Origin of the sequence: Roseibium sediminicola, assembly GCF_023156505.1 — a bacterium.
Lineage (GTDB): Bacteria > Pseudomonadota > Alphaproteobacteria > Rhizobiales > Stappiaceae > Roseibium > Roseibium sediminicola.
Genome location: NZ_JALNMJ010000022.1, coordinates 77,133 through 98,652, shown reverse-complemented (window position 1 = coordinate 98,652; position 21,520 = coordinate 77,133). Strand labels below are relative to the sequence as shown.

General features: G+C 60.4%; 31 protein-coding genes. 23 read left to right on the top strand and 8 right to left on the bottom strand.

Features of this window, described 5'->3' with window-relative positions:
- Positions 1-172 precede the first annotated feature (172 nt).
- Positions 173-1,609, top strand: a complete 1,437-nt coding sequence (locus M0H32_RS23935; protein ID WP_248158317.1) for a helicase C-terminal domain-containing protein — start codon at positions 173-175, stop codon at positions 1,607-1,609.
- Positions 1,610-1,638: 29 nt separating this feature from the next.
- Here M0H32_RS23935 and M0H32_RS23930 read toward each other — a convergent pair whose 3' ends face one another.
- From M0H32_RS23930 to M0H32_RS23905, 6 genes are all read right to left on the bottom strand, one after another.
- Entirely contained in the window at positions 1,639-3,240 is a 1,602-nt protein-coding gene (locus tag M0H32_RS23930) for a tyrosine-type recombinase/integrase (RefSeq protein WP_248158316.1), read from the bottom strand.
- A 170-nt stretch (positions 3,241-3,410) separates the two neighbouring features.
- Complete coding sequence (locus M0H32_RS23925; RefSeq protein ID WP_248158315.1) at positions 3,411-4,694, bottom strand: tyrosine-type recombinase/integrase; 1,284 nt, start codon at positions 4,692-4,694, stop codon at positions 3,411-3,413.
- 253 nt (positions 4,695-4,947) lie between these two features.
- Positions 4,948-5,838, bottom strand: a complete 891-nt coding sequence (locus tag M0H32_RS23920; protein ID WP_248158314.1) for a hypothetical protein — start codon at positions 5,836-5,838, stop codon at positions 4,948-4,950.
- Positions 5,838-6,050 (bottom strand): hypothetical protein, encoded by a 213-nt coding sequence (locus tag M0H32_RS23915; protein WP_248158313.1) that lies wholly within the window; start codon positions 6,048-6,050, stop codon positions 5,838-5,840. Before M0H32_RS23915 ends, M0H32_RS23920 begins: the two co-directional genes overlap by 1 nt.
- Entirely contained in the window at positions 6,050-6,403 is a 354-nt protein-coding gene (locus M0H32_RS23910) for a hypothetical protein (RefSeq protein WP_248158311.1), read from the bottom strand. Before M0H32_RS23910 ends, M0H32_RS23915 begins: the two co-directional genes overlap by 1 nt.
- Entirely contained in the window at positions 6,390-6,878 is a 489-nt protein-coding gene (locus tag M0H32_RS23905; protein WP_248158309.1) for a hypothetical protein, read from the bottom strand. The genes M0H32_RS23910 and M0H32_RS23905 overlap by 14 nt, the downstream gene beginning before the upstream one ends.
- Before the next feature lie 172 nt (positions 6,879-7,050).
- Here M0H32_RS23905 and M0H32_RS23900 point away from each other — a divergent pair, with 172 nt between their 5' ends.
- Positions 7,051-7,335, top strand: a complete 285-nt coding sequence (locus M0H32_RS23900; RefSeq protein WP_248158307.1) for a hypothetical protein — start codon at positions 7,051-7,053, stop codon at positions 7,333-7,335.
- Here M0H32_RS23900 and M0H32_RS23895 read toward each other — a convergent pair.
- Positions 7,292-7,804 (bottom strand): hypothetical protein, encoded by a 513-nt coding sequence (locus tag M0H32_RS23895; RefSeq protein ID WP_248158299.1) that lies wholly within the window; start codon positions 7,802-7,804, stop codon positions 7,292-7,294. The genes M0H32_RS23900 and M0H32_RS23895 overlap by 44 nt on opposite strands.
- A gap of 155 nt (positions 7,805-7,959) precedes the next feature.
- Between M0H32_RS23895 and M0H32_RS23890 the strand changes: the two genes are divergently transcribed.
- On the top strand, positions 7,960-8,664 hold the full coding sequence (locus tag M0H32_RS23890) for a hypothetical protein (RefSeq protein ID WP_248158294.1): 705 nt from the start codon (positions 7,960-7,962) through the stop codon (positions 8,662-8,664).
- Between the two features lie 719 nt (positions 8,665-9,383).
- Here M0H32_RS23890 and M0H32_RS23885 read toward each other — a convergent pair.
- Entirely contained in the window at positions 9,384-9,929 is a 546-nt protein-coding gene (locus M0H32_RS23885) for a helix-turn-helix domain-containing protein (RefSeq protein ID WP_248158293.1), read from the bottom strand.
- A gap of 15 nt (positions 9,930-9,944) precedes the next feature.
- Between M0H32_RS23885 and M0H32_RS23880 the strand changes: the two genes are divergently transcribed.
- From M0H32_RS23880 to M0H32_RS23785, 20 genes are read left to right on the top strand one after another with little or no spacing between them, the layout of a single operon-like run.
- The gene (locus M0H32_RS23880) at positions 9,945-10,256 is read left to right on the top strand and encodes a hypothetical protein (RefSeq protein WP_248158292.1); all 312 of its coding nucleotides are present in this window, start codon (positions 9,945-9,947) and stop codon (positions 10,254-10,256) included.
- A complete protein-coding gene (locus tag M0H32_RS23875; RefSeq protein WP_248158290.1) occupies positions 10,253-10,735 on the top strand; it encodes a phage regulatory CII family protein in 483 nt (160 codons plus the stop codon). The genes M0H32_RS23880 and M0H32_RS23875 overlap by 4 nt, the downstream gene beginning before the upstream one ends.
- On the top strand, positions 10,735-11,100 hold the full coding sequence (locus M0H32_RS23870) for a hypothetical protein (RefSeq protein ID WP_248158288.1): 366 nt from the start codon (positions 10,735-10,737) through the stop codon (positions 11,098-11,100). The genes M0H32_RS23875 and M0H32_RS23870 overlap by 1 nt, the downstream gene beginning before the upstream one ends.
- Entirely contained in the window at positions 11,097-11,312 is a 216-nt protein-coding gene (locus tag M0H32_RS23865) for a hypothetical protein (RefSeq protein ID WP_248158286.1), read from the top strand. Before M0H32_RS23870 ends, M0H32_RS23865 begins: the two co-directional genes overlap by 4 nt.
- Positions 11,309-11,917, top strand: a complete 609-nt coding sequence (locus tag M0H32_RS23860; RefSeq protein ID WP_248158284.1) for a GcrA family cell cycle regulator — start codon at positions 11,309-11,311, stop codon at positions 11,915-11,917. The genes M0H32_RS23865 and M0H32_RS23860 overlap by 4 nt, the downstream gene beginning before the upstream one ends.
- A complete protein-coding gene (locus M0H32_RS23855; RefSeq protein WP_248158282.1) occupies positions 11,914-12,276 on the top strand; it encodes a hypothetical protein in 363 nt (120 codons plus the stop codon). Before M0H32_RS23860 ends, M0H32_RS23855 begins: the two co-directional genes overlap by 4 nt.
- Entirely contained in the window at positions 12,276-12,485 is a 210-nt protein-coding gene (locus M0H32_RS23850; protein WP_248158280.1) for a hypothetical protein, read from the top strand. Before M0H32_RS23855 ends, M0H32_RS23850 begins: the two co-directional genes overlap by 1 nt.
- Positions 12,485-13,087 (top strand): hypothetical protein, encoded by a 603-nt coding sequence (locus M0H32_RS23845; protein WP_248158278.1) that lies wholly within the window; start codon positions 12,485-12,487, stop codon positions 13,085-13,087. Before M0H32_RS23850 ends, M0H32_RS23845 begins: the two co-directional genes overlap by 1 nt.
- On the top strand, positions 13,084-13,347 hold the full coding sequence (locus M0H32_RS23840; RefSeq protein WP_248158276.1) for a helix-turn-helix domain-containing protein: 264 nt from the start codon (positions 13,084-13,086) through the stop codon (positions 13,345-13,347). The genes M0H32_RS23845 and M0H32_RS23840 overlap by 4 nt, the downstream gene beginning before the upstream one ends.
- Positions 13,347-14,078, top strand: coding sequence for a TRM11 family methyltransferase (locus M0H32_RS23835; protein WP_248158274.1), 732 nt, complete (start codon positions 13,347-13,349; stop codon positions 14,076-14,078). Before M0H32_RS23840 ends, M0H32_RS23835 begins: the two co-directional genes overlap by 1 nt.
- Positions 14,075-14,317 carry a hypothetical protein gene (locus tag M0H32_RS23830; RefSeq protein ID WP_248158272.1) on the top strand — a complete coding sequence of 81 codons (243 nt, stop codon included), beginning with the start codon at positions 14,075-14,077 and terminating at the stop codon, positions 14,315-14,317. Before M0H32_RS23835 ends, M0H32_RS23830 begins: the two co-directional genes overlap by 4 nt.
- The gene (locus tag M0H32_RS23825; protein ID WP_248158271.1) at positions 14,317-14,982 is read left to right on the top strand and encodes a DUF2312 domain-containing protein; all 666 of its coding nucleotides are present in this window, start codon (positions 14,317-14,319) and stop codon (positions 14,980-14,982) included. Before M0H32_RS23830 ends, M0H32_RS23825 begins: the two co-directional genes overlap by 1 nt.
- Positions 14,982-15,938: an ATP-binding protein gene (locus M0H32_RS23820; protein ID WP_248158269.1), complete on the top strand. Its 957-nt coding sequence runs from the start codon at positions 14,982-14,984 to the stop codon at positions 15,936-15,938. The genes M0H32_RS23825 and M0H32_RS23820 overlap by 1 nt, the downstream gene beginning before the upstream one ends.
- Positions 15,938-16,249: a DUF4326 domain-containing protein gene (locus M0H32_RS23815; RefSeq protein WP_248158267.1), complete on the top strand. Its 312-nt coding sequence runs from the start codon at positions 15,938-15,940 to the stop codon at positions 16,247-16,249. Before M0H32_RS23820 ends, M0H32_RS23815 begins: the two co-directional genes overlap by 1 nt.
- Positions 16,249-17,460, top strand: a complete 1,212-nt coding sequence (locus M0H32_RS23810) for a DUF5131 family protein (protein WP_248158265.1) — start codon at positions 16,249-16,251, stop codon at positions 17,458-17,460. Before M0H32_RS23815 ends, M0H32_RS23810 begins: the two co-directional genes overlap by 1 nt.
- Positions 17,457-17,807 carry a DUF4031 domain-containing protein gene (locus M0H32_RS23805; RefSeq protein WP_248158262.1) on the top strand — a complete coding sequence of 117 codons (351 nt, stop codon included), beginning with the start codon at positions 17,457-17,459 and terminating at the stop codon, positions 17,805-17,807. Before M0H32_RS23810 ends, M0H32_RS23805 begins: the two co-directional genes overlap by 4 nt.
- On the top strand, positions 17,807-19,654 hold the full coding sequence (locus tag M0H32_RS23800) for a DNA cytosine methyltransferase (protein WP_248158260.1): 1,848 nt from the start codon (positions 17,807-17,809) through the stop codon (positions 19,652-19,654). The genes M0H32_RS23805 and M0H32_RS23800 overlap by 1 nt, the downstream gene beginning before the upstream one ends.
- Entirely contained in the window at positions 19,651-19,977 is a 327-nt protein-coding gene (locus M0H32_RS23795; protein ID WP_248158258.1) for a hypothetical protein, read from the top strand. The genes M0H32_RS23800 and M0H32_RS23795 overlap by 4 nt, the downstream gene beginning before the upstream one ends.
- Positions 19,974-20,888: a helix-turn-helix domain-containing protein gene (locus M0H32_RS23790; RefSeq protein WP_248158256.1), complete on the top strand. Its 915-nt coding sequence runs from the start codon at positions 19,974-19,976 to the stop codon at positions 20,886-20,888. Before M0H32_RS23795 ends, M0H32_RS23790 begins: the two co-directional genes overlap by 4 nt.
- Positions 20,885-21,478 carry a hypothetical protein gene (locus tag M0H32_RS23785; RefSeq protein ID WP_248158255.1) on the top strand — a complete coding sequence of 198 codons (594 nt, stop codon included), beginning with the start codon at positions 20,885-20,887 and terminating at the stop codon, positions 21,476-21,478. Before M0H32_RS23790 ends, M0H32_RS23785 begins: the two co-directional genes overlap by 4 nt.
- Positions 21,479-21,520 lie beyond the last annotated feature (42 nt).

The following is a 21,520-nucleotide window of genomic DNA, read 5'->3' as shown; positions in this document are numbered from 1 at the left end:
AAAGCCGGGCTGTGGTTCCGGCGCGGTCGTCTCGTCATCGTCTCTCCTGTTTCCGGCATCTAAGCCAAAGTCAGGCAGAAATTCCACTTATCCCAGCTGTGCAAATTTCCCGAGCCAGCTCTAAGTTCTCATCGCGGTTCCGAGTGAGCGCGCCACAGATACTTGGGATGGATTGGCAGAAACTCCTAAGTCAGCCGACGAATTCACGACTAAGCTAAATGAATTTCGCCAGGCTGATACCGGAGCATTTCTGTTGGTAGGGCGGTATGACGGGATTGACTTGCCCGATGATGATTGTCGGGTAATGGTTGTTGACGGTGTTCCTGTCGGGTCTAGTCAGCTCGAACGTTTTTTGTTTGAGAGAATTCGTCTGGATCAGACCTTCTTTCCGAGGGTCGCAAATAGGCTGACGCAGCTATTTGGTAGAATAAATAGAGGCAAGAACGACTACGGTATTTACATAATTCATTCAAAGGACGTAGAGAATTGGTTGAGAAACGTTGCAAATCAGGCGTATTTCCCTAAAGTCCTTCAGGAGCAAATAGGGTTGTCCGAGCAGTTTTGCGAGCAGCTGGGAGACGTCACCTTTGATGATATACATGCTATTGTGCGGCAAATAATTGATAGGGATCCAAACTGGTTGGAGTATTACCAGGCGCACTTAGGGCAGAATCCTATTGAGGAGCGCCGAATTACGGAGCGAGAAGCGCACACAAAGCTTGACGATAAGTTGGCGAAAAAAGAGGCTAATTTTATTTTGAAGCTTTGGCACGGTGACAATTCCGGTGCCATCGCAGAGTTTGAAAGCGTCGTTGAAGAAGTGCGGCAGGAAAATCCAAGGTTGGCTGGTTGGTATTCCATTTGGCTGGGTGCGGCCAACTGCTTCGAGAGCGAGCATGAGGCCATGTACGATTGGTTTGACGAGGCTCGAAATAGACTCGGTGGTACACTGCCTCTTCCGCGACGGTCTTCGTCTGATGTTGCTGGAGTCGAGGCTACTACCAACGTCCTGGAAGATGGCTTGCGTCCCTATTGCGTAGGTAGCATCCCGGAAACAAATAGACGTCTTACGAAGCTCATTGATCGGACGCATGCTGCGTTTGAAGACGACTCTTACAGCCGAGCAGAAGAAGCTATCAGGGAAATCGGGGTTGCGTTGGGATTTGACTCATCGCGTCCAGATACTGACGTGAATGATGGTCCGGATAATCTTTGGGTAGATAAGCATCAGAATATAGCGATCCCTATTGAGCTCAAAACTGAGAAGAAAGATGGAAATTCGATAAACTCAGATGAAATCGGGCAGGTTTTTCAGCATTTTCAATGGACGATAGACAATTATCCTGACTACGAAGTTCCAGGTATATTGGTTTATACAGAATGTTCGTCGGTGACGGAGAGTAGTAATCCGTCAGATGAAATGTTCTATTGTGATAGAGAGGCTATGCAGAAGCTTTTCTCCGAATACAAAGCAATTATTTCAGATATCGCTAAGTTGACGCCAGTCGAGAGATATGCGCGGGCTGCTCAATTAGGAAATGAAACCCGTTGGACTTCAAGGGGGATTTTTGAAAGGCTTGTGGTAGGTCGGATGAAAGTTGTTGGCTAGTTGTGATTCCTTACCTCAACATCGGCCTTTCATTGAAGGCTTATCGACGGAAGTTGTGCTACTGCTTTAAACTTCGCAGCGAGTGTTACGTCTCCATAGTTATCGGCAGCTCTTCCAGATGCGTGACCTTGCATAGCATCCACCACGCGTCCAGGTAGCCCGAGTTCTATAGAGATGGTCTTGAAACGATGTCGAAAGCCATGATTTGGTGCCACGCCGTCCGGTGTTAGACCTTCAGCACGAAGCCACGCGGCCAAGCGTTTTCCGGTGTTCTCTGCCGGTTGTCTCGATGTGGTGCCATTTTTTGCTTGGCCGTGAAATAGAGGCCCGGACTTTGACGCATCGACAAATTTGAGGAATCCGAGTTCGATCAGTTGCGGGTGAAGTGGCACCTCGCGGAACTGGCCGGATTTTATGGTGCCAGCTTCAGGAGTGAGCAGTAGGAATCGGATGCCATCACGCTCGCTGACGTCCTCTTTCCTAAGCTGTGCTAACTCGCCTATCCGCGCGCCAGTGAATGCGATGAGCCAGGGTAGCCAGCGTTTGGCGTTACTGAGATGCATGGACTCCTTGGATTGAGCTGAGGGTGCGTAGGCCTGAGCCGCGCGAAGGATCTGCGTTACCTCTTCCTCCGTGTACCCCTTACTGCGATTGAGCTGTTGCCTGGGTATTTTCAGTCTGGTTTTAATCTGGACGGGCTCGATCAATCCGTTGTCAGAAGCCCAATGCAACATGCCGCTGACGGCGGTCAAGTGCACCTTCTTGACGGTGGAATGCGCCTTGTTCTCGTTATTGATCAGGTGTTCGACCCAGGCTGCTACATCCTTGTTCGTGATACGCTGGGCATCATTGTGACCAACGAATGCAATCAGGCTCTCTATGGCTGGCCGGTAGCGTCTACACGTCGATGTTTCTTCATCGCTGCCGCGTGAAATCTTTCGCCACCTCTCAAAAAGCAGCCTGATCGACACGGGCTCAAGAGCCGTTTCAGTTGGTGCTGGCTTCTTCAGCTGCTCAATGGCTTCAGCGAGCCATTTTGGGGGCTCTGGAGGCGGTGTGCCCTCATCGAGCGCCAAGGTGTAGCGGAGCCTCTCTAACTCTCCAGACGCGAGCGTACGCACGAATGAGCGCCATTCTTGCGTTCCGGCATCGGCCGTTGCGTGTCCCATACGCTTCAGCACTCGATATTCGTCACCGAATGCCTCGAGCAGTTCGTTGTCATCAGCTGTTCCGGCGAGAATTGACTTCAAGGTCTGAATACGGTCTTCGTCAAAAGTCCCCTGGCGCGCGTATCGCGCGTCTGAGTTCCGCCAGGCGTTGTCTGATTCAATCCGGCTAAGATACCACTTCGCTGCTATCTGGTTTGCGGTCAGCTGCCGGAATGGAGTTTGTTCTACCTCTGACCCGCCTGCGTTCTCGCGGCTCGCCAGTCGTCGCTTCCTGGCGTCGTCAATGGTTGCTTGGAATTCGACCAGGGCGGCGGGCAACTTCTCGATGGCTTCGCGTTTGCCGGTGCCCAGCGCCTTCATGAAGAATTCTTTGCCGATCTGATCCTTGATGTCGGTCGGTACACGTCTTCGCGCGAAGTAGCCGTTCTTGTCTTCGTGGAAATATCGGATCTTGCCAGCCATGAGAGTCGCTTGTGTCGGTCAATGTGTCGGCACAAAGTGACGGCAATTGGCTGAAAAGCAAGGCCCCTTAGAGATGTTCTGGCTTTTAATGGTGCTGCCGGAGAGATTTGAACTCTCGACCTCTCCCTTACCAAGGGGCGGGTCTAGTTCGGAATTTCCATTCAAGTTCATTACTTTACCTCTTTTTCGTCTTCCTCGCGTGTCAAAGACTTGCCGAAATCGTCGAATTTGGACACGACCGAACGGCGGAATTCCGGGACGTCGTGGGTGTAGCCGATAACGGATCTCGGATCGAGCCAGCCGCCCTGTTCCATCGCGGCGCGGATGTCGCCGTCTCGCAGCATGCGGCTTGCCAGCATGTGGCGGAACCAGTGCTGGGTCACGGACTTCAACAGCGCGGCGTCGGCCTCGGCGTCGTCAAGGATGGCCTGCCGGCGCTTCGGGTCGCGTTGCTTCCTGGCACGCTCTTGCGCGTCCTGCAGGACGGCCGCGGCTGCACGGCGCTTGGCAGCCTTGAACCCTGTCTTGTTCTGGCCGCCCGACGATCCGCCGTTGTCCGAGTAGGGTTTGCGCTTGTAGGTCAGGAACAGCGGGGCCTCGCGCTCGTGCAGGCGGCCGCGCCACTCGATATAGTCGCGCAGGATCGCCGCGGCGGTCGGGTGCAGGGCGGCGTCGACGGACTCGCCGTTCTTGGTGTCGTGGAACGTTATCTGCTCGCGTCCCTCGGCAAGGATCAGGTCGCAGACCCGGCAGCCGTGCAGCACCGACGAGACGCGGGCGCCGGTCGACCATTCGACGGCCATCTGTGCGCGTATGGTGATATGTGCGGCCATCATGAGCCGGGCGACCAGATCGGGGCGCAGCTCGCGCACGCGGCGCCTGGTGCGGCGGTTCGGATTGCGAGCGCGCTTGTCCCGGTCGAACTCGGGCAGCTGGTCGAGCCGGTATTTCCTGCCCTGGCAGAATTTCAGGAAAGACAGGAGCGCATTCAGATAGCGTTCGCGGGTGGCGGCGGAATTGCCTTTCTGGCGCTGGTCGACATGGCGGTGCCAGTCGTCCTCGGCAATCTCGTTCAGCCGCTGCAGGCCGAAGGTGCGGGCAATCTCCTGGACGATATCGACGGTTGTCTTGCCGAGGGGTTTTTCGCGGGTTCGGGTCAGGTAGTCGGCGGCTGCGACGGAAACGAAAGCACCTGGCGTTTTTTGTCCCGTGGCTTCGGCGATGATTTCGCTTTCGTAGCGCCGGCATTCCTCGATCGCGGCGTCCTGGGAGACGCGGTCGACTGGAAGGCCAAGACTTTTTCTAACGCGGATTGAGCGTCTTCCAGCCCGGACGGTTCCATGGACATGCCAGACGCCGTCACGGTCGACCGGGGCGAGCCCGCGAGCGCGCCGCCCGGCTCGCTTTCCCTTGCGACCGCCTTTTGCAGTTTGGTCAGAGCCTCCGGTGTCCAAAGTCTTGTTCTCCCGTGGCGGACGTGAAACTGAAACCGCTGTTCGGTCGGCCGGCGGCGGCCGTCCTCGGCCAGAACGCCATTCAGCCAGCGCAGCGACTTGCGCAACCTGTCGGCAACTTCCTGCACAGTGAAATACTCGATTTCGACCGGGTCAAGCTTTTGCTGGCGGTTCATGGTTCCAAGTCCTGGTTTCCGTTTGCCCGGCGCCGCTTTGCGGTTCGCCGGGCCCGTGCCGATGGGGCGGCGTGGTTCTATACAAAAAGGCCTTGCTGGCTGTCGTAGTGGTCCCTCGGGCGTGTCCTGCGCGAGCGCTTGTAGTCGGCAAAGGGGGCCTTCTTCCAAACCCAGCCATTGGCCCAACGCGCGACGTCGACCAAAAGCTGATGGTTCCAGTCATGGCGCGGGTGCGGCGTCCGCTTGCGGGCGTTGAGCTTCATGTACGGTTGCACGTGCGGTTCGCAGCCGTGGTCGATAACTTCCTGAATGCGCGCCATGGACTCGGCAAAGGGTTCATTACCGATCAGGACATAAACCCGCTTCCGTTTTTGCGGTTCGCCGGAAAGCATTTTCATGACCCGGCGCACGTCCTTGCCTTCGCCGGTTTCGTCATATGCAAATCGCCACGGACCTTTGCCCGCATTCACAAGAGGCTTCCATCGCTCGTAAACTTCCCGATCGAAAGTGATCGGTTCAAAGCCGGAATTCGCGTCTTTCAAGGTGACGCGCGCCGCCTGGTACCTGGCGATGATATGATCCTGGTATTCAGCAGGAAGCGCTGACAGGTTGTTGTCACACAGGATCGGGCGCACTGGAAAATCCGGCAGCAAAGTGAAGTTGCGGCCTTCCATGGCAGGGACAATACAGAACCAGCACCCGACCGGGCAGCCGCGGCTTGCGAAGGTTGCGTCGGGATTGTGTCTTGCGATCGCGTCGGGGTGGTGCGCACCAATTTCGGCCACATCCGCGAGCTGGTGTTGCATCTTCGTCAAGAACAAAGCCGGGCCGCCGGCCACGACGCGGCGGCCCTGGGACCTGGCAAACACAGCCCTGGTGTAAGCCTCGTCGAGCTTCCATGTGAACGCGACCGACAAATAGGTCGTGTTCCCTTCTTCCCATTCAGCAAGGCCGCCGACCCAAGACATTAATCAGCCTCGCGTGGGTCGACCATGCGATCCTTCAGCCGGATGTCGGCGCAGGCGCGGGTGGCGTTGATGACGGCGACGATTGCCTTTGCTGCCTTCTTGTGGCCGCTGGCGTCCATGAATGCCGCTTCGAGCGACATTTCCTGGGTGAAGGCGTCAACCGCCTTGCGGGCGCGGGCAAAGCCCGGATCGTGCTGAGGCTGAAAGGTCATTACAGCACTCCCCGCGGCAGAAAAAAGAAAAGGGCCTCGACGCCGAGCGCGCCGGCGGCGAGGCCAGTTAGAACCCGATTGGAAAGGCGCGCGGCAAGGGCAAGGCGGCTGCTGACCGGCCTTTGCTTGTGCACGTCTTCGGGTTCAGGGGAGGACTGGGGGGAGGTTCCGGAAATTTCATAAAGCTTGCGCCAGCCGGGATACATGCAATTCGCGTCGTCTTCCCACTGGCGGCGGCTTTTGCCGGCAAGGCTATTCAGGAGGGCGATGCCGGAACAGATCAGGGAAATGCCGAACAAGGCATAGGGGGCCACGTGGCGGGCGGCGCCGAGAACGGTTTCAAGGTTTTCCATGGGCCGATTCCTTTTCCGGTTCGGGCGGCGCTGTGTCCCTGGCTGGGGCCGCGTGGAAGGCTGCCTCGCTAAGCTGGCGGGCGATGTCGTGAAGGGGGGCGGGGCCGATGGGCGTGCGGCCGGCCGCGTTCAAGGCGGCGGCGACGGCGGCAAGGGCTTCCGGCTTGCCGTGGATGACGGCGGCCTCGCCATCGGCCAAGGGCAGGCAGAGGCTTTCAAGCTGCTGGCCGCAGACATGGTCGCGGCTGCCGTCCGGCTGGGTGATCCAGTAGGCGCGGCCGGTACCCTTGGCGCTTTGATAAAGCTCCAGTTCGGCCGCCAGCCCGGCAAGGCATTTCTTGACGCTGACAAGCAGGGTCGCGAGATGCCATTCGATACGTGCAACCGGCGGGGCGCCGTGGGTGTCGCGGAAGCTCTGGATCGCGCGTTCCAGAACGGCGATGGCCGAACGGGCGTTGCGAATGGACGTGGTCATGGCTGCGTCTCCTGATTGTGCCTTCTTCGGAAACGCTACCCGCTGGCGCCTGGCATGGGCAGCAAGCGCAAATTGTGATTGAGTGCGGTGATCAACCGGAAAGGGGAGGGGCGCGCCGCAGGCTCCCGACGCGGCGCGCCCGGTTCCAGCCATGTCGAGAAAGGAAGAGAACATGACCGGAAACGCAAATGCTGCTTTGATCAGCGAATTCGAGATTTTGAATGCAAAGGTTGAGATGCAGTCCCTTGCGGTCGGGCTGCTCGCGTCGCGGTTGCTAACGAACAAGGGTGACAAAGAAGGTTTTGCCGCGACGTTGCAGGCAAAAATCGATGTCGAGACACTCGATCCGAATGAAGACGCGAGGGCCGAACGGCTCGACGGCTTCACAACAGCTATGGATGAGATCCTTGAAATCATGAGTTCAGCCGCCCCAAGCGATCAGTCACGCGCTCCTTAGCCTTGCGGTTCATCGCAAGCAGCGCATTGAGGCCAATCCAAAGCCCGCGAAAGGGACGGCGACGGCCTACAGCCCGGCCAAGTGCGGAATTGGCAAGCGGTTTGGAGTTGGCCAGCGCCTCTTCCACCTGCTTTGGAATGTCGTCGAGGTCCTCGGCCGGACGGGGGGGGCGATAGCCTTCAATGCCCTGGACTATCCAGTCGAAATCTTCGGCGCACATGCTTAGCCGCAGAACGTGGCCGGTAAGCATCTGAACGGAAAAAGCCACCATTCCGGTGTCCGGGCAGACTGGCGACGTGCCGCGGCTGGTAACGGGCAAATGCGTCTTGAATTGCCGCGACTTTGCTACAGCTCTTCTGAGCTGCTCCATGCTTGCAGGGTTCACCGTGGCCGACGAAGGCTGCGACAGGTCAAGCGCAAGCGCCGCGAGGCGGGCGGACAGATCGTCGGGGGTGGGGGTGTCGGTCATGGTGCGGCCTGCCCTTCGATGAAAATTGCCGGAATGGTTATTACCATTTTGGTGATAAATGCAAAAAATGCACTTGCTGTCAACCGCGAATGACAAGGAAAAGAACGAATGCTAGAAAGGCAAATCGTTAAAATGACCGATGCTATTGGTGTCTTATGGCAGGGTTTGACCCATATTTATTGAGAGAAGCGTGGGCCATTCTGAGAGATGATCTCAGGGAGAAGGGCTATCATATCCGCCGGGGCGTTTGCTTTGAGGAGCTTGAATCGCGCATTGCCAAAAGTGAAAAACCGAAGCTCACAGAGCATTTCTCCACGGAGAAAAACACGTACACGCCAACTCAAGCTTTTTGGCTCTACGTTGAGACGAGCGCGGGCGAGATAGTGGCAAGAAATGCGGTTAGGCTTGATGACTTAGGGGAAATGACCCTGGTGGACTATTGGCGAAAATACTGGAAACGTTGCTATCCAGGTGTGGATAATCCATCGGCCGAACTGGCAAACCGTCAACCGCGATTTGGAAAGAAAATAACAGGGCGGGTCTGCTACCAAGGAGATCTATTTGTGGAACCTGGCCATCGTGAAGCGGGTGTTGGCTCGGCTATTACCAAGCTTTTGCAGATTGATGCTTTGGACGAATGGAAGCCGGATTACCTTTACGGATGGGTTGCCCCTAAGCACATAGGAACACGCCTATTTCCATCGTATGGATTTAGGGCCGTCCATGCTCGCGGAATTCACTGGGAAATACCCCCGAGCACAATTGACGCGGATCTAACCTTTGTGGGGAATGCCGCAGATGATCTGGCAGATCTTCTCTTGGAGATAACCACTTCTCGTCCCTCACTAGAGAGTACGTGACCAAATAGCTGCCAACTCGCTTCTTGAACGCAAGCGTTATCCGATCATAAATAACCGTGGGTTTGCGCGGACCCAGAAGGTCCCCGGTTCCAATCGATTCTAGCACTGGTTCGCCCATAAGGGCGCTGTGATAACCCTCTCTGACGTAGTTTCGAAAACTATGGTTTAAAGCTACCTTTGGCTCTCCATCGACATATTGAGCCTCGGGAAACCGCCGTGAAAACGATGTCTCTGAGCCGAAGAAAAGGATGTCTGGGCTATCATTGTTGGAAAATTGATCGTCCAAAATCACAAGATACGGCGAAATCTTCATAAGCTCGCGACTTGGCGGCATATTGCCATTGTGTTCCCGCCAAATGCGAAAAAGGAAGCGTGCTGTTTCGTCTAGACCGCCTCGCTCAATCATACCGAGCGGCATAGGTTCCAAAAACGGGCTCATTCGTAATCGCCTTGTTCTTTTGGCCTGCGCCCCATGTGTCGTGCGCGCCGGGCCACTCGCCCCCGGCATCGCAAGACGAGTTCTGCCTCTTGCGCTGGCTTGAGAACAGTTAGTCGGTCATGGCCATAAAGTTTGAAACACTCGAACTCAATCAGATCAACACAATCATATTTGCATGCCTGAAATATCAGGTCCACAAGACTGTCTTCATGATTGTCTTTAATGACCGGTTTGAGATAGTGTAGCCGGGTTTCCATAGCATATCCAAAACATCTATTAATTAAATTTCGCCCTTCCGTCGAGATAGAGTTTCATACAACTTTATGATGCGGTCAATATATTCTTCATTCGTCATATAAACGCCGCGCTTAGCCTCTTCCTCTTCAACCTTTTTCTCAGCTAACGCCCAAAGTTGGTCTTCATCTGGGTTTGAGTGGTTGATACCATCTGCGTCGTTGTCGTTTGATCGCTTGGCTATTCGGGCTTGGCCGTGGCCTGGGAGGATCGGTAATTCAGCATCAAAATAACAAGCCACAATCAACAGCTCGTGCGCTTTGATGGGGCGATCGCCACTTACCGATTTGTTAAATGTTTGCTCGGAAATGCCTAGCAGCTTCGCAACTGCCTTTTGCGTTTCCTCTTTGTCTTCAAGGACTTTCCGAAGCCAGCGCTTCAGTGTTTTTTGGTTCTCTGTGAGCATAGCGTGCGAATTGTGCATCTTGCTCGAACGGTTGTCAGTTACCGTTTTGGCTGCAAGATAACCATTTTGGTTGTTGCCAAAATGGTAAGTACGTGCAATATCTGCCTGACTTAACGCACCAGTCATGAGCAGAGGTCCCCCATGCATCTTGATCCCGCAGCTTCCGTCATCGACGCGTTAGGCGGTGTGGGGGCGGTTGCAAAGCATCTGGGATTGAACCCGTCGACGGTGCGCCGGTTCCAGTACGACCGCGCCCGGTCGGGGACCGGCGGGTTTATCCCGTATGACCACATGTTTTCGCTCATGTTGCTTTCCATCAAATTGGGTAAGCCGCTTTCGCTGGAAGCGATGGTTTTGACGCCTGATCAGCGGGCGGAACTCAAAAAGCTGGCGCAATCATCTCCCCAAACCGAAACCGCGTCACCGCGTAAATCCGTCGAGGTTACGCAATGACCTTTCGGCCGACGACAGAACACGACCGGGCGGCGCTGAAAGCCGCCTTTCGCCAGTTGATGCGCGTCGGCGGCGGCGGTGTCGCCAGTTCCGAGGCGACCCGCGTGGGACAGCAGGCGCTGTCGCGTTACGGCTCGCCGAACAATCCGGACGATCATGCGCCGATCGACGTTGTCGCCGATCTGACCATCGATACCGACGACCCTGTCGCGGTGCGCGCGCTGTGCCGGATCGCCAACGGCGTGTTTGTGCCGTTGCCGAAAGCGCAAGGGGCCGTGACCAACTGGCCGGCGGCTGTTGGAACGGCGGTCAAGCGCGGGGCGGACGCGGCCGAGGCGATCTGCACCGCGCTGAATGACGACGGCCAGATCACGCCGGAAGAAATCGCCGACCTTGAAATTCTCGACAAGCTGGCCTCGGCAATCGAAGCGCTTGTCGTGCTGCAGACCTATGCGCGGTCGGTCGGGGGTGGCGAATAATGCTGGCGAAGTGGCAAAACATTTTATCCGGGCGGGCCGACGACATCGATATCGGCGAGTCCGTCACCGTGAAGGGTGATGATGATCTTGATTTCAAACCCGGTGTCGTCTCGCCTGATCGTCACACCACGGTCAGCGTCAAACGCCTTGTGGAGAATTTTCGTTTCCGCAGATATGACGCCGCGCGCTTCTTTCAAACCGCCGTGCTCGCGGACGTAAATCTGGAATTCGCACGGACCTTTGTCCTCGCCGGCAATGCAGAGCCGGCCGGTGCCTTCGATGGTTTCGGTCAAGTCCGGTCCCCCCGTTTCAAAGGCTGCATATCAGCAAGTCCTCGCGTGAAAGTCGAGGGGGTGGAGGCATGACTCGGTTTTCATCTGGTGACGTGGCCGAGCTTGCGGGCTGGCTGCAGGAGCTTTCGACGCAGCATTCCCGCCTTGCCATGTCGGCAGCGATGGCGCCGCGCGGGGCCGGTGGCGAGCTGGTGGACGAATACCGGCGGGGCGCCGACCTGGCCGCCAATGCCGCCGAAGCCTTGACCGATTTTTCCGACATTCTGAAAGGGGGCACGCAATGAGCCTTGCCGAACACACGACTGCCGAAGCCCTCGGCCAGCTGACTTGGGCGGACCTGACGGCCGACGAAAAAAGCGAAGCCGTTTACTGGAAGCTGGCCGGGGGGAACACGGTGGAAGAAACCGCCGAAGCGCTCGGGACCATCTATGGCCCGATCGGCGTCAATCAGGTGCGGCGCGTTGCCGAGGCGGAAGGTTTCGACAGCGATCCGGCCCTGATCGATGCGCGGCGGTACCGCGACCGCCTGGAAAAGATCGACAGGCGGGCGCGGGTGCAGGCGGTGAAGCCGGAACGGATCAAGGCCGAGCCGCTGCCGGTGCTGCCTGCGCCGCGGCTTGGCGACCCGCGCAAGAAAGCCCGCGTGACGATCTGGGACCTGAAGGGGTGGCAGTGCAAGCGCCCGCTCTGGGGCAAGGAAGACACGCCGCTGGAAGAAAAATTCTATTGCGGCAACCGGCGGGCCGAAGGGTCCAGCTGGTGCGCTGAGTGCAAGCCGATTGTCTATGCGCCGCCGGAGGCGCGGCGACACAAGCGGGGCGGTTCGATCTTTATCGAAGGCAGGACCGAGCGGGGCCGCAACGGCAAATTGTCGAGGCGGTGGAAATGAGCCTTCAAATCGCGACCAGCGACATTCGCCAGACCTTGAAGGTGTTCTCCTGGGCGCGGGCGCAGCACTTGCTGCGCTGCCGGGGTTATCCGGTTTCGTTTGCTGGTGCGGCGGCCCTGGTTGCTGCTGAAACCGGGATCCGCGGGACCAGAGCCGCTGCCGCCCTTAGCGGCGGGTTTTCCAGCGCGGACACGCAGGCGCGTCTGGCCGCCTGGAACGGACTTTCGATCAAACAGAAGCACGGGGAGCCGGTGCTGGTGGCCGATCCGGATGCCGACTTTGAGCGCGGGTCGGGCGGCGGTGCCGTGCCGGTGTCGATCGAGGAAGCGCAGCGGCGCCTGGAACGGGGGATAGCCTGATGAAAGCCCGGCTCAAAATCACCGATGCCATGGTCGACGCGGGGCTGGACGCGTTTATCGACTATGGCAAGGAAACCGGGCGCGTGCCTCCGGACGCCGCCCATGACGACTTTCTGGACATCGACGCGGCCCGCAAGGGTATGCGCCGGGCCTTGCAGGCCGCCGCCGGCGTCTGCCTGCAGCGCTCCGGATACGGGGGGGCGTCCTGATGGCCGGCAGCGATTCCAGTGCCCTTTTCGACGTCGTCGCAAAGACCCGGGACGGCAAGGCGGGCCAATATGCCAAGATCACCTGCGCCTGCGGGAAATCATATGAAGTCTTTGCCAGCGGCGGGGTGAACGGACGGCCGCTGCCGGTCGAGCCGCTGCGGCGCAAGTTTCAGCGGGCGGGCTGGATTGTCGGTTCCAAGCGGACGAAACACACCTGCCCGGTCTGTCAGACGACCTTGACCGGGACGCCGAAGGCCGACCCGCCACCCGAGCCGACACCGGCCGACCGGCGCGCCATCCTGGAAGCGCTGGAAATCGTGTTCTGTCCTGAGAAGGGCTTTGACGACGGTTACGACGACGGCCGGGTCGCGGAAGAAAAGAACGTGCCGCGCAAGTGGGTGGAAGACATCCGCGAACAGCTTCTCGGACCTATCCCGGCGCCGCCTGTCGACCATATCGCCGAGGCGCGGGCCGCGCTGAAAGACCTTGCCACTGCCGGGGCTGAGCTGGCCGACGCCGTCGAGGCGGCGAACAAGGCGCGGCTGCGCGTTGCTGATCAGCTGGTGGTGCTTTCCAAGCATCTTGAAGAGGTGGGGCGATGATGCGGCTGGACCGGGAAGCGCTCGGCGCTGCGCTGCTTGAAGCGCGCATGACGCAGGATATCAGCCTGCGCGGTATCGAAGCGGTTACCGGCATAAGCCGGACCACGATCAGCCGGGCAGAGCGCGCGCACCCGGACATCTTTGCAAGTGCCGAAACGGTTGTTGTGCTGTGTCACTTCTACCAGATCGACCCGCGCGATTACGTGGAACCTGTTTCACGGGAAAGCACCCATGAGACAAGCGAAGCGGGGGCGGGCTGATGGTTGAACCGGCATCGCACCGGGCCGTGATGGCGTCTCGCCTGGAGGCGGCTAAATCGCCCGACTACTATCCGACGCCGCCATGGGCAACCCGCGCGCTGTGTGCCGAGCTTCTGGAACTGGCGCCGGGTGGTGCCGGTTTGAGTGTTTGGGAACCGGCCTGCGGCGCCGGGCATATGGCGGTGCCGCTTGGCGACTATTTTGGCGAGGTGTTCGCGTCGGACCTGTTCGACCGGGGCTACAATTCGCACCATGGCGCACAGTGGGACTTTCTCTGCCTCGACCAGTCTTCGCAGTTCTCGCCTCGGCGGTTCGACTGGATCATCACCAACCCGCCTTACGGCGACCTGCCGCAGCGCTTTGTCGAGCGCGCGCTTATGCATGAACCGCGCAAGGGCATTGCGGTGTTTGTCCAGCTGCGCTGGCTGGAAACGCTGGACCGCACGCGCGAACTCTTCCTGCCGCACCCGCCGGCCATGGTCGGAGTGTTTGCCGAGCGCGTGCCGCTTGCGCGTGGCAAATGGGACCCGGACGGCAAGACGGCGACGGCTTATTGCTGGGTGATCTGGCGCACGGACGGCAGCGCCGGCGAGCCGGTTCTGCGATGGATACCGCCGGGCGCGGCAAAGCGCCATTCCAGAACCGCAGACCTTGCCCTGGCCGACACGGCCAAGCCTGAGCCGGTCGATGGCGGGCCGCTTTTTTCCAAACTTGAGGGGGTGAACCCATGACCCGTCTCGGCAGCCGTCAATTGGAGCTGCTGCGCTCGGTCGGCACGACCAGCGCGGTGATTTCGGGTGCGGCCCTGGCAGACACCCGCGCCCGCTGCCGAAAGCTGGTTGCCCTCGGCCTGATGCACGAACCGGCACCGGGACTTGCCACCATCACCCCGGACGGTTTGCGCGCGCTGGCCGACGCTGTCGATGCCGGGCGGATTTCCCTGTTTGAACGGAAGAAGGATCAAAACTGATGGCAACGTCTCCCGGCCGGAACACGGTTTCGGCGTCTCAGCTGCAAGGCTATATCGACCGCATCGAACGCCTGCGCGCCGAGAAAAAGCAAATCGGCGAGGATGAAAAGGCCGTTTTTGCCGAGCTGAAGGCCGCCGGTTTCACACCGGCGCGCGTGCGGGATGTTCTCAAGATCCGCGACGCGAAGCCCGGCGACTATGACGAGGCCAAGGCGGAGCTGGACATGTATCTGCACGCGCTCGGCATGGAGCGTGAGTCACCGCTGTTTCAGGCTGTTGGCCTGATGGATGTCGACATTACGGCGCGCGATCAGGTGATCGAAGCTTTCAAGCTACTGGTGCCGAAGAAGGGCGAGATCATCGTCAAGATCGGCAAGACGCCTGTCCGTCTTTGGCGCGACAGTGACGGCGAGGCGCACGCGGAAGACTATCGCGAGCCGAAGGCGGCCGCGCAATCGTCCGCCGTGCAGCAAGCAGCGCAACCGCGCAAGGAAGTGCCGGACGTGGATGATGCCGGGGCGGAAGTTCTCGGAGCGGAAGCTTACAAGGCAAATGAGCCTATCACCTCAAATCCGTTTCCCTGGGACGACAAGCGCCGGCAGGCCTTTGACAAGGGTTGGCGCGATGCGTCCGGCACGGACGGCATGGGGCCGGGGGGCGACTGATGGTCTCGCGCGTCCCGCAACGCCTGGAAAGCTTCGGCGATATCCTGACACCGGAAGAGGCGTCCGAACCAATCCTGGCCGCGCCGGTGCGCGCGGCGCTGATGGAATGGCTTGAGGAAATCTGGGCAAAGGATGAGCTGGAGGCGGTTGGCCTGAAGCCGCGCCGCCGGGCCATATTCACCGGCATTCCCGGCACCGGCAAAACCACGCTGGCGCATCATCTGGCCGCGCGCTTGGGGCTGCCGATGCTGCTGGTGCGGCCGGAACAGTTCTTGAGCGAATATGTCGGCGCCAGTGCCCGCGCGATCGGGCAACTGTTTCAGTGCGTGCAGGCGCAGGAAACGCCGGTTTTCCTGTTCTTCGACGAATTCGACAGTATGGCCGCCAAGCGGATGACAGGCGGCAAGAACCAGGTCGCCGAACAGGACCACAATCACCAGATCAACACGCTGTTGAAGAGCCTGGACACGCTCGACACGTTTGCCGTCGCCGCCACCAATTTCGGCGACCGGATAGACGAGGCGGTTTGGCGGCGGTTCGAGATCCAGATCGATCTGGCAGCTCCCGGCGATGCCGAACGCCGGCGCATTCTGGAGCGCTATTTCGCGCCCTTCATGCTGCCGCGCTTTGCGCTGGATGAGCTGTCCGAAGCCATGGCGACGGCAACGCCCGCGCTGATGCGCCAGTTCTGCGAACATATCAAGCGGCAGATCATCGTCGGCCCGAAAGCGAATTGGGACATGCGGCGCGAGGCCGTGCTTGTCCGTGTCCTGGAAACCGTTAAGCCGCATCCGGACGCCGGGTTGCCGCGGCTGTGGTCGCGCAAACTGGACGACCGTGCCTGTGCCGCCTTGCCCTGGCCGCTGCAAAAGAACCTGGACGCCTATCCCGAGCCGTCCGCGCCCGCGGCGGATGCGAGTGGCGTTGTGACGGACTTCAAACCGAGGGGGCGTTGATGCCGAAACGTATCCAGATGACCCGCAAGCACCCCTGGCGATGTGACGCGCCGGACGCGGTGATTGTCGACCGCACAAGCAAGTGGGGCAATCCGTTCGTGGTCGGGGCGGCGTCGCCGGAAACCGGGCAGGCGATGGATGCCGGCGAGGCTTGCCGCCTGTTCGAACACCTGACGATTCCGCTTCTGCCGGTTCATGAGCTTGCCGGCAAGGACCTGGCTTGCTGGTGCGCGCTTGATGCGCCCTGCCATGCGGAGGTGTTGCTGACATACGCGGAGCGGTGCGCGCCCGCCAAGGAAGGGGAAAGCTGATGGCCGATAGCACCGCGATCGAATGGACGGACGCGACCTGGAACATTATCAACGGTTGCTCGCTGGTCTCCGATGGCTGCAAGTATTGCTACGCCGCCGATCTGGCGGCAACGCGGCTGAAGAACCTGCCCTCGCGCAAGGGGCTTGCCAAGAAGAACGCCGCCGGGGTGGCGCAATTCAACGGGCAGGTGCGCTTCAACGACGCGTGGCTCGACCAGCCGCTGAAATGGAAGAAACCGCGCCGGATTTTCGTCTGCGCGCATGGCGACCTGTTTCATGAAAACGTGCCGGACGAATGGCTCGACAAGGTGTTCGCCGTCATGGCGCTTTGTCCGCAGCATACATTCCAGATCCTGACCAAGCGTCCGGAGCGGATGCGGAAGTATCTCGCGGATGCGCGCGATCTCCGCTGGATGGTGATCGAGGGCGAGGCGCGCGCGATGGGCTATGACCCGCGCGGGTTGAACGATGACGGGTTTGACTGGCTGGCGAACAAGGGGTTCCTGCCGAATGTCTGGCTCGGCACGTCGATCGAGGATCAGGCGACGGCCGACACGCGGATTCCGTATCTCCTGAAGACACCGGCGGCGGTGCGGTTCGTGTCGGCCGAGCCGCTGCTCGGGCCGGTGGATTTGCGGTCGGTCGAGGGTGGCACCCTTTGGATTGGTGGACAGCGCGGTTGTGGCGGCAAGCATTGGCATGTTGGAAGACGTGGCGATGTTATTCACGGCGTGAAACATGATTGCGACCCGAGCTTTCCGCATCACCATCATGACGAACGCTGCGGGCCTGGTCTCGATTGGGTCATCGCCGGCGGCGAGAGCGGGGACAAGGCCCGGCCGATGCATCCCGACTGGCCGCGCGCCTTGCGCGACCAGTGCGCGGCCGCCGGGGTGGCGTTCATGTTCAAGCAGTGGGGGGCTTGGTGGGCCATCAATCAGATGGACGAGGCCGATTATCAGCCGCTTTACCGGTCAAACCGAAAAGCGCGGCCGGGTGAAGATCAGGACAAGCTCGACGACATTTGGGGCCGCACCTGCACCGTGCCGCAGCTTGTTCTGCTGAACGACGGGCGGCATGACGCCATTACCGGCGGTCGGGCCTTCATGCCCGGAACCAACTCCGTGCTGGCGTACAAGGTCGGCAAGGGCAATGCCGGGCGCGTCCTGGACGGCGTGACGCATGACGGGTTTCCGGAGGTGCTGGGATGACCGTCTATGTCGACGATATGGAGGCGGGCTTCGGGCGCATGGTCATGTGCCACATGTGGGCCGACACGCTTCCCGAGCTGCTGGAGATGGCCGACCGCATCGGTGTTGCCCGCAAGTGGCTGCAGCAGCCGCCAAAAGCCTCCTGGGTGCATTTTGACATTGCCAAGAGCAAGCGTGCGCTGGCCGTGGCGGCCGGTGCCGTCCAGACCGACCGTTTCGGCCCGGTGGAACATTGCGCGCGCCTGCTGGTCGCAAGCGGCGATCCTGTGAAGGTCGAGCGCGGCCAAAAGCAGCTTGCCGCCGTCGCGTCCTGCCGGGCACGGCGGGCGGAAGTGAGGCTGATTTGATGAGGGACCTTCTGACCGATCTGCCGGCAATCTCCGGCCGTCCCGAAAGCCGGGAAATGATTATCGATTGTTTCGCCGGGGGTGGCGGGGCGTCGACGGGCATTTTTCAGGCGCTGGGGCGGCACCCGGACATTGCGGTGAACCACGACGCCGAAGCCCTGGCGATGCACCGGGCAAACCATCCGGACACGTTGCATGTGTCCAAAAACATTTATCAGGTCGACCCAATGGACCTTTGTCACAACCGGCCTGTCGGGCTGTTGTGGGCGTCGCCGGACTGCAAGCACTTTTCCAAGGCGAAGGGCGGGCGGCCGGTCAAGCGTAACATCCGGGACCTGGCCTGGACCGTCGTCACCTGGGCGAAGCGTGCCCGGCCGCGCGTGATCATCCTTGAGAATGTCGAGGAATTCCTGACCTGGGGGCCGGTGGTGCCCGATGGGGCGGGCGGATACAAGCCGTGCAAGGACCGTGCGGGCGAAACCTTCAAGGCCTGGGTGCGCGATCTGAAGCGGCACGGCTACAAGGTGGAATGGCGCGAGCTGCGTGCCTGCGACTATGGCGCGCCGACGATCCGCAAGCGGCTGTTCGTGATCGCCCGGCGAGACGGCAAGCCGATCGTCTGGCCGGAACCGACGCACGGCGCGCCGGACGATCCGGCGGTGGTTGCCGGCAAAAAGAAGCCATGGCGCACGGCGGCGGAAATCATTGACTGGTCGCTGCCGTGCCCATCCATCTTCGACACGTCGGCCGAGATTTTCGAAAAGTTTGGCGTGCGGGCAAAGCGGCCGCTTGCCGAGGCGACCCTGAAGCGGATCGCGCGGGGCGTGGTGCGCTATGTCCTGGAAGCGCAAAAGCCGTTCCTGGTCGTCTGCAATCACGGCGGTGACTGGTTCCGGGGGCAGGGGCTTGATGAGCCTATGCCGACGCTGACGGCATCGCGCGATGCCTTCGGGCTGGTGGCGCCGGTCGTTTCCTATGCGCAGCAGGGCGGGGGCAACCGGCCGGCCAATGCACCACTGCACACGCTGACGGCCAGTGCGAAAGACCAGAATTGTCTTTTGGTACCGTCGCTGGTCGGCTGTGGCGGCCGGGCGGGGCAGAGCGCGCCGCGGGGTGGCGACATGCCTGTCGGCACGCAGACGGCCAAGGCGGACGGGTGCCTCGTCTCTGCCTTCCTGGCAAAGCACAACACCGGGGCGACGGGTGCGCCGCTGGATGGCCCGGCGCCGACGATCACCGCCAACGGCATTTCCAAGCGCCCGGGCGGGGCGGCGCCTGTCGGCCTTGTCTCGGCGCACATGATGTCCATGCGTGGCAGCGACCGGCGCGACTATGCCGCCGACCAGCCCGCGCGCACGGATTCGGCGGGCGGCAATCATGAGGCGGTCGCGGCGTGTTACCTCGACCGGCAGTTCACGCGCTCGATCGGGGCGGACCTGGGCGATCCGTGCCCGACCCTGACGGCGGGTGGCGACGGCAAGGCCAATGTCGTCGCGGCTTTCCTTCACACCTATTACGGCTGCAGCGAAACGCACAGTCTCGCTGAGCCAATGGGAACCGACACCACGCTTGACCGGCGGTCGCTGGTGACCGTGGACATCGACGGCGAAACCTTCGCCGTGGTCGATATCGGCATGCGCATGCTGACACCGCGCGAGCGATTCCGGGCGCAGGGGTTCCTTGATAGCTACCGGATCGAAACCGGCATCGGCGAAGACGGCGGGGAAATCTCTCTCAGTCAATCGGCACAGGGGCGCATGTGCGGCAACTCGGTCTGTCCGCCTGTCGCGATGGCGCTTGCCGGAGCAAACGTTCCGGAGCTTGCGGAAAGAGAGGTGGCGGCATGAGCGAACAAACCGAACGTTTCGTCATCAAACGCGGGGCGGAAAAGGCCCTGCCGAACCCGTGCCTTAGGCGGTCGGTTCTAATGGCCCTGGCCGAGGCGCATAGGGCCGGACCGCTGCGCATCGAAACGCGTGTCCTGGCCGAGCGGACCGGCCTCGGGCTGTATCAGCTGTGGCAGGTGCTGATGGATCTGCACCGCCGCAAGTACCTGCAGGCGGGCAATATCGGCGGGCTGATGACCGTCGTCTTTCCCTTCGATTTTCCACCCGATCACCCGGCTTATGTGCACGTGTCGCCGGACAGCACAAAGGAGGCTGCCGAATGAGCGAGCCTAGGCTTTCTGTTATTCCGGCAGCGGCCGCGACCGACCCGCATATCAAGCCGCGCGACCTGCAGCTTTTGTGCGTGCTTGGGCGGCATACCGACAAGGGCGGGTGGTGCCGGCGAAGCCAAGTAAAGATGTCGCGGGAAATGGGGTGCGCGCGGTCGACCGTATTCGATGCTGTCGAGCGGCTTGTGGCGCGAGGCTATTTGGAGCGGCATTTGGTCGAGTCCGATTCCGGTCGTGATAGCGCGCATCTCTATCGCGTGGTGCTCGATCCGGTCATTGACGATCTTTCCACTGTTCGCGAAGAGGAAACAATAATCGAAAAATCGGGGTCCGACCCCTGCCGATATACCGGCACCCCTGCCGATATATCGGCACCCCCTGCCGGTCCAGAACCGGCACCCCCTGCCGGTCCAGAACCGGCACCTATGTTAACGACCCCTTTTAAACGAGATGATGATGATGACGCACGCGCGGATCATCGTCCTGGGATTGTTTCACGAAACGATGACACCGGCCCGCCACGCGATCACTCAGGCGACTTGGCCGAACGCGGTAAGCGCGTTTGCGAGGCCATGGGGATCGCCTGGAGCGATCCGTCCTGGAAGGGCGATTTCACCATCTTGGTGACCTGGCATGCGCAGGGCTTCGACTTCGAGCTGGATATCCTGCCGGTGGTTGCCGATGTCAGCCGTCGCCGAAACCTTCGCGGTGACGGGCCTGTTTCGTCGCTCAACTATTTCACCGAAGAAATCCGCCGGGCGAACAAGCGCCGTCTGGCGCCTCCAGAAGAGGGGGCAGCACGGCAGGGCGGCGGTCCGTCCGGGCGGTTCGTTTCCGATCACGATGCGCAGAGCGCGCGGTTCACAGCGGCCATGGCCGAAGTTTTTGGGGAGGATGACGCATGACGATTTCACCTGTTCAGACCCATTTCATCAAGCCGCTTCTCGGGGTCTTCAAGCGTCCGCCGGGTGCTGACGAAACCGCCTATCTGAAGCTGTTGAAAGAGAAGCTTTCCCGGTTTGACGAACGCGACCTTGCAGCCGCTGCCGATCATTTCGCGGTCAATGCGGACTCCCAGACATGGCCGCAGCTGTCTGCCTGCCTGCGGGTTTGCGAAGAGGTTCGGGTGAAGCGCGAGGCCACGGAAAAGCCGAATGTGCCCTTGCCTTTGGAGCGCGAGGTGATGCGCATGCCGGAAGACGCGGCCTTGCGCATTCTGGCGGCCGAAGGCGAGGCGCTTGCCCTCAAGGCCTGCGATGGCGACTGGATCGTTTCCCTGGTCGAATTCGTGCAGGAGCACAAGCGGCTCCCCGATGATCGCGAGGCCGGCCAGTGCCGGGCGGTGGCGTCGTCCGTCAATGTTCGGATCGAAGAGCATGTCGCTCATGCGCCTGAAGATCACTTTGTCGGCCGCCTGATCGACGGCATCCACGCCAAGCGCAAGCGCGTTGCAGCGGCCATGAAAGACATGCTGCGCCAGCCGGTCGGCGAATGAGCAAGGCACGCACACCCCATCGAACACGGAAGGACGCAGTGG

What these genes read in the sequence shown, in the direction of transcription:
- M0H32_RS23930 (WP_248158316.1), bottom strand. Translation starts at nt 3,240, where the DNA reads ATGGCTGGCAAGATCCGATATTTCCACGAAGACAAGAACGGCTACTTC.
- M0H32_RS23920 (WP_248158314.1), bottom strand. Translation starts at nt 5,838, where the DNA reads ATGTCTTGGGTCGGCGGCCTTGCTGAATGGGAAGAAGGGAACACGACC.
- M0H32_RS23915 (WP_248158313.1), bottom strand. Translation starts at nt 6,050, where the DNA reads ATGACCTTTCAGCCTCAGCACGATCCGGGCTTTGCCCGCGCCCGCAAG.
- M0H32_RS23910 (WP_248158311.1), bottom strand. Translation starts at nt 6,403, where the DNA reads ATGGAAAACCTTGAAACCGTTCTCGGCGCCGCCCGCCACGTGGCCCCC.
- M0H32_RS23905 (WP_248158309.1), bottom strand. Translation starts at nt 6,878, where the DNA reads ATGACCACGTCCATTCGCAACGCCCGTTCGGCCATCGCCGTTCTGGAA.
- M0H32_RS23900 (WP_248158307.1), top strand. Translation starts at nt 7,051, where the DNA reads ATGACCGGAAACGCAAATGCTGCTTTGATCAGCGAATTCGAGATTTTG.
- M0H32_RS23895 (WP_248158299.1), bottom strand. Translation starts at nt 7,804, where the DNA reads ATGACCGACACCCCCACCCCCGACGATCTGTCCGCCCGCCTCGCGGCG.
- M0H32_RS23890 (WP_248158294.1), top strand. Translation starts at nt 7,960, where the DNA reads ATGGCAGGGTTTGACCCATATTTATTGAGAGAAGCGTGGGCCATTCTG.
- M0H32_RS23885 (WP_248158293.1), bottom strand. Translation starts at nt 9,929, where the DNA reads ATGACTGGTGCGTTAAGTCAGGCAGATATTGCACGTACTTACCATTTT.
- M0H32_RS23880 (WP_248158292.1), top strand. Translation starts at nt 9,945, where the DNA reads ATGCATCTTGATCCCGCAGCTTCCGTCATCGACGCGTTAGGCGGTGTG.
- M0H32_RS23875 (WP_248158290.1), top strand. Translation starts at nt 10,253, where the DNA reads ATGACCTTTCGGCCGACGACAGAACACGACCGGGCGGCGCTGAAAGCC.
- M0H32_RS23870 (WP_248158288.1), top strand. Translation starts at nt 10,735, where the DNA reads ATGCTGGCGAAGTGGCAAAACATTTTATCCGGGCGGGCCGACGACATC.
- M0H32_RS23865 (WP_248158286.1), top strand. Translation starts at nt 11,097, where the DNA reads ATGACTCGGTTTTCATCTGGTGACGTGGCCGAGCTTGCGGGCTGGCTG.
- M0H32_RS23860 (WP_248158284.1), top strand. Translation starts at nt 11,309, where the DNA reads ATGAGCCTTGCCGAACACACGACTGCCGAAGCCCTCGGCCAGCTGACT.
- M0H32_RS23855 (WP_248158282.1), top strand. Translation starts at nt 11,914, where the DNA reads ATGAGCCTTCAAATCGCGACCAGCGACATTCGCCAGACCTTGAAGGTG.
- M0H32_RS23850 (WP_248158280.1), top strand. Translation starts at nt 12,276, where the DNA reads ATGAAAGCCCGGCTCAAAATCACCGATGCCATGGTCGACGCGGGGCTG.
- M0H32_RS23845 (WP_248158278.1), top strand. Translation starts at nt 12,485, where the DNA reads ATGGCCGGCAGCGATTCCAGTGCCCTTTTCGACGTCGTCGCAAAGACC.
- M0H32_RS23840 (WP_248158276.1), top strand. Translation starts at nt 13,084, where the DNA reads ATGATGCGGCTGGACCGGGAAGCGCTCGGCGCTGCGCTGCTTGAAGCG.
- M0H32_RS23835 (WP_248158274.1), top strand. Translation starts at nt 13,347, where the DNA reads ATGGTTGAACCGGCATCGCACCGGGCCGTGATGGCGTCTCGCCTGGAG.
- M0H32_RS23830 (WP_248158272.1), top strand. Translation starts at nt 14,075, where the DNA reads ATGACCCGTCTCGGCAGCCGTCAATTGGAGCTGCTGCGCTCGGTCGGC.
- M0H32_RS23825 (WP_248158271.1), top strand. Translation starts at nt 14,317, where the DNA reads ATGGCAACGTCTCCCGGCCGGAACACGGTTTCGGCGTCTCAGCTGCAA.
- M0H32_RS23820 (WP_248158269.1), top strand. Translation starts at nt 14,982, where the DNA reads ATGGTCTCGCGCGTCCCGCAACGCCTGGAAAGCTTCGGCGATATCCTG.
- M0H32_RS23815 (WP_248158267.1), top strand. Translation starts at nt 15,938, where the DNA reads ATGCCGAAACGTATCCAGATGACCCGCAAGCACCCCTGGCGATGTGAC.
- M0H32_RS23810 (WP_248158265.1), top strand. Translation starts at nt 16,249, where the DNA reads ATGGCCGATAGCACCGCGATCGAATGGACGGACGCGACCTGGAACATT.
- M0H32_RS23805 (WP_248158262.1), top strand. Translation starts at nt 17,457, where the DNA reads ATGACCGTCTATGTCGACGATATGGAGGCGGGCTTCGGGCGCATGGTC.
- M0H32_RS23800 (WP_248158260.1), top strand. Translation starts at nt 17,807, where the DNA reads ATGAGGGACCTTCTGACCGATCTGCCGGCAATCTCCGGCCGTCCCGAA.
- M0H32_RS23795 (WP_248158258.1), top strand. Translation starts at nt 19,651, where the DNA reads ATGAGCGAACAAACCGAACGTTTCGTCATCAAACGCGGGGCGGAAAAG.
- M0H32_RS23790 (WP_248158256.1), top strand. Translation starts at nt 19,974, where the DNA reads ATGAGCGAGCCTAGGCTTTCTGTTATTCCGGCAGCGGCCGCGACCGAC.
- M0H32_RS23785 (WP_248158255.1), top strand. Translation starts at nt 20,885, where the DNA reads ATGACGATTTCACCTGTTCAGACCCATTTCATCAAGCCGCTTCTCGGG.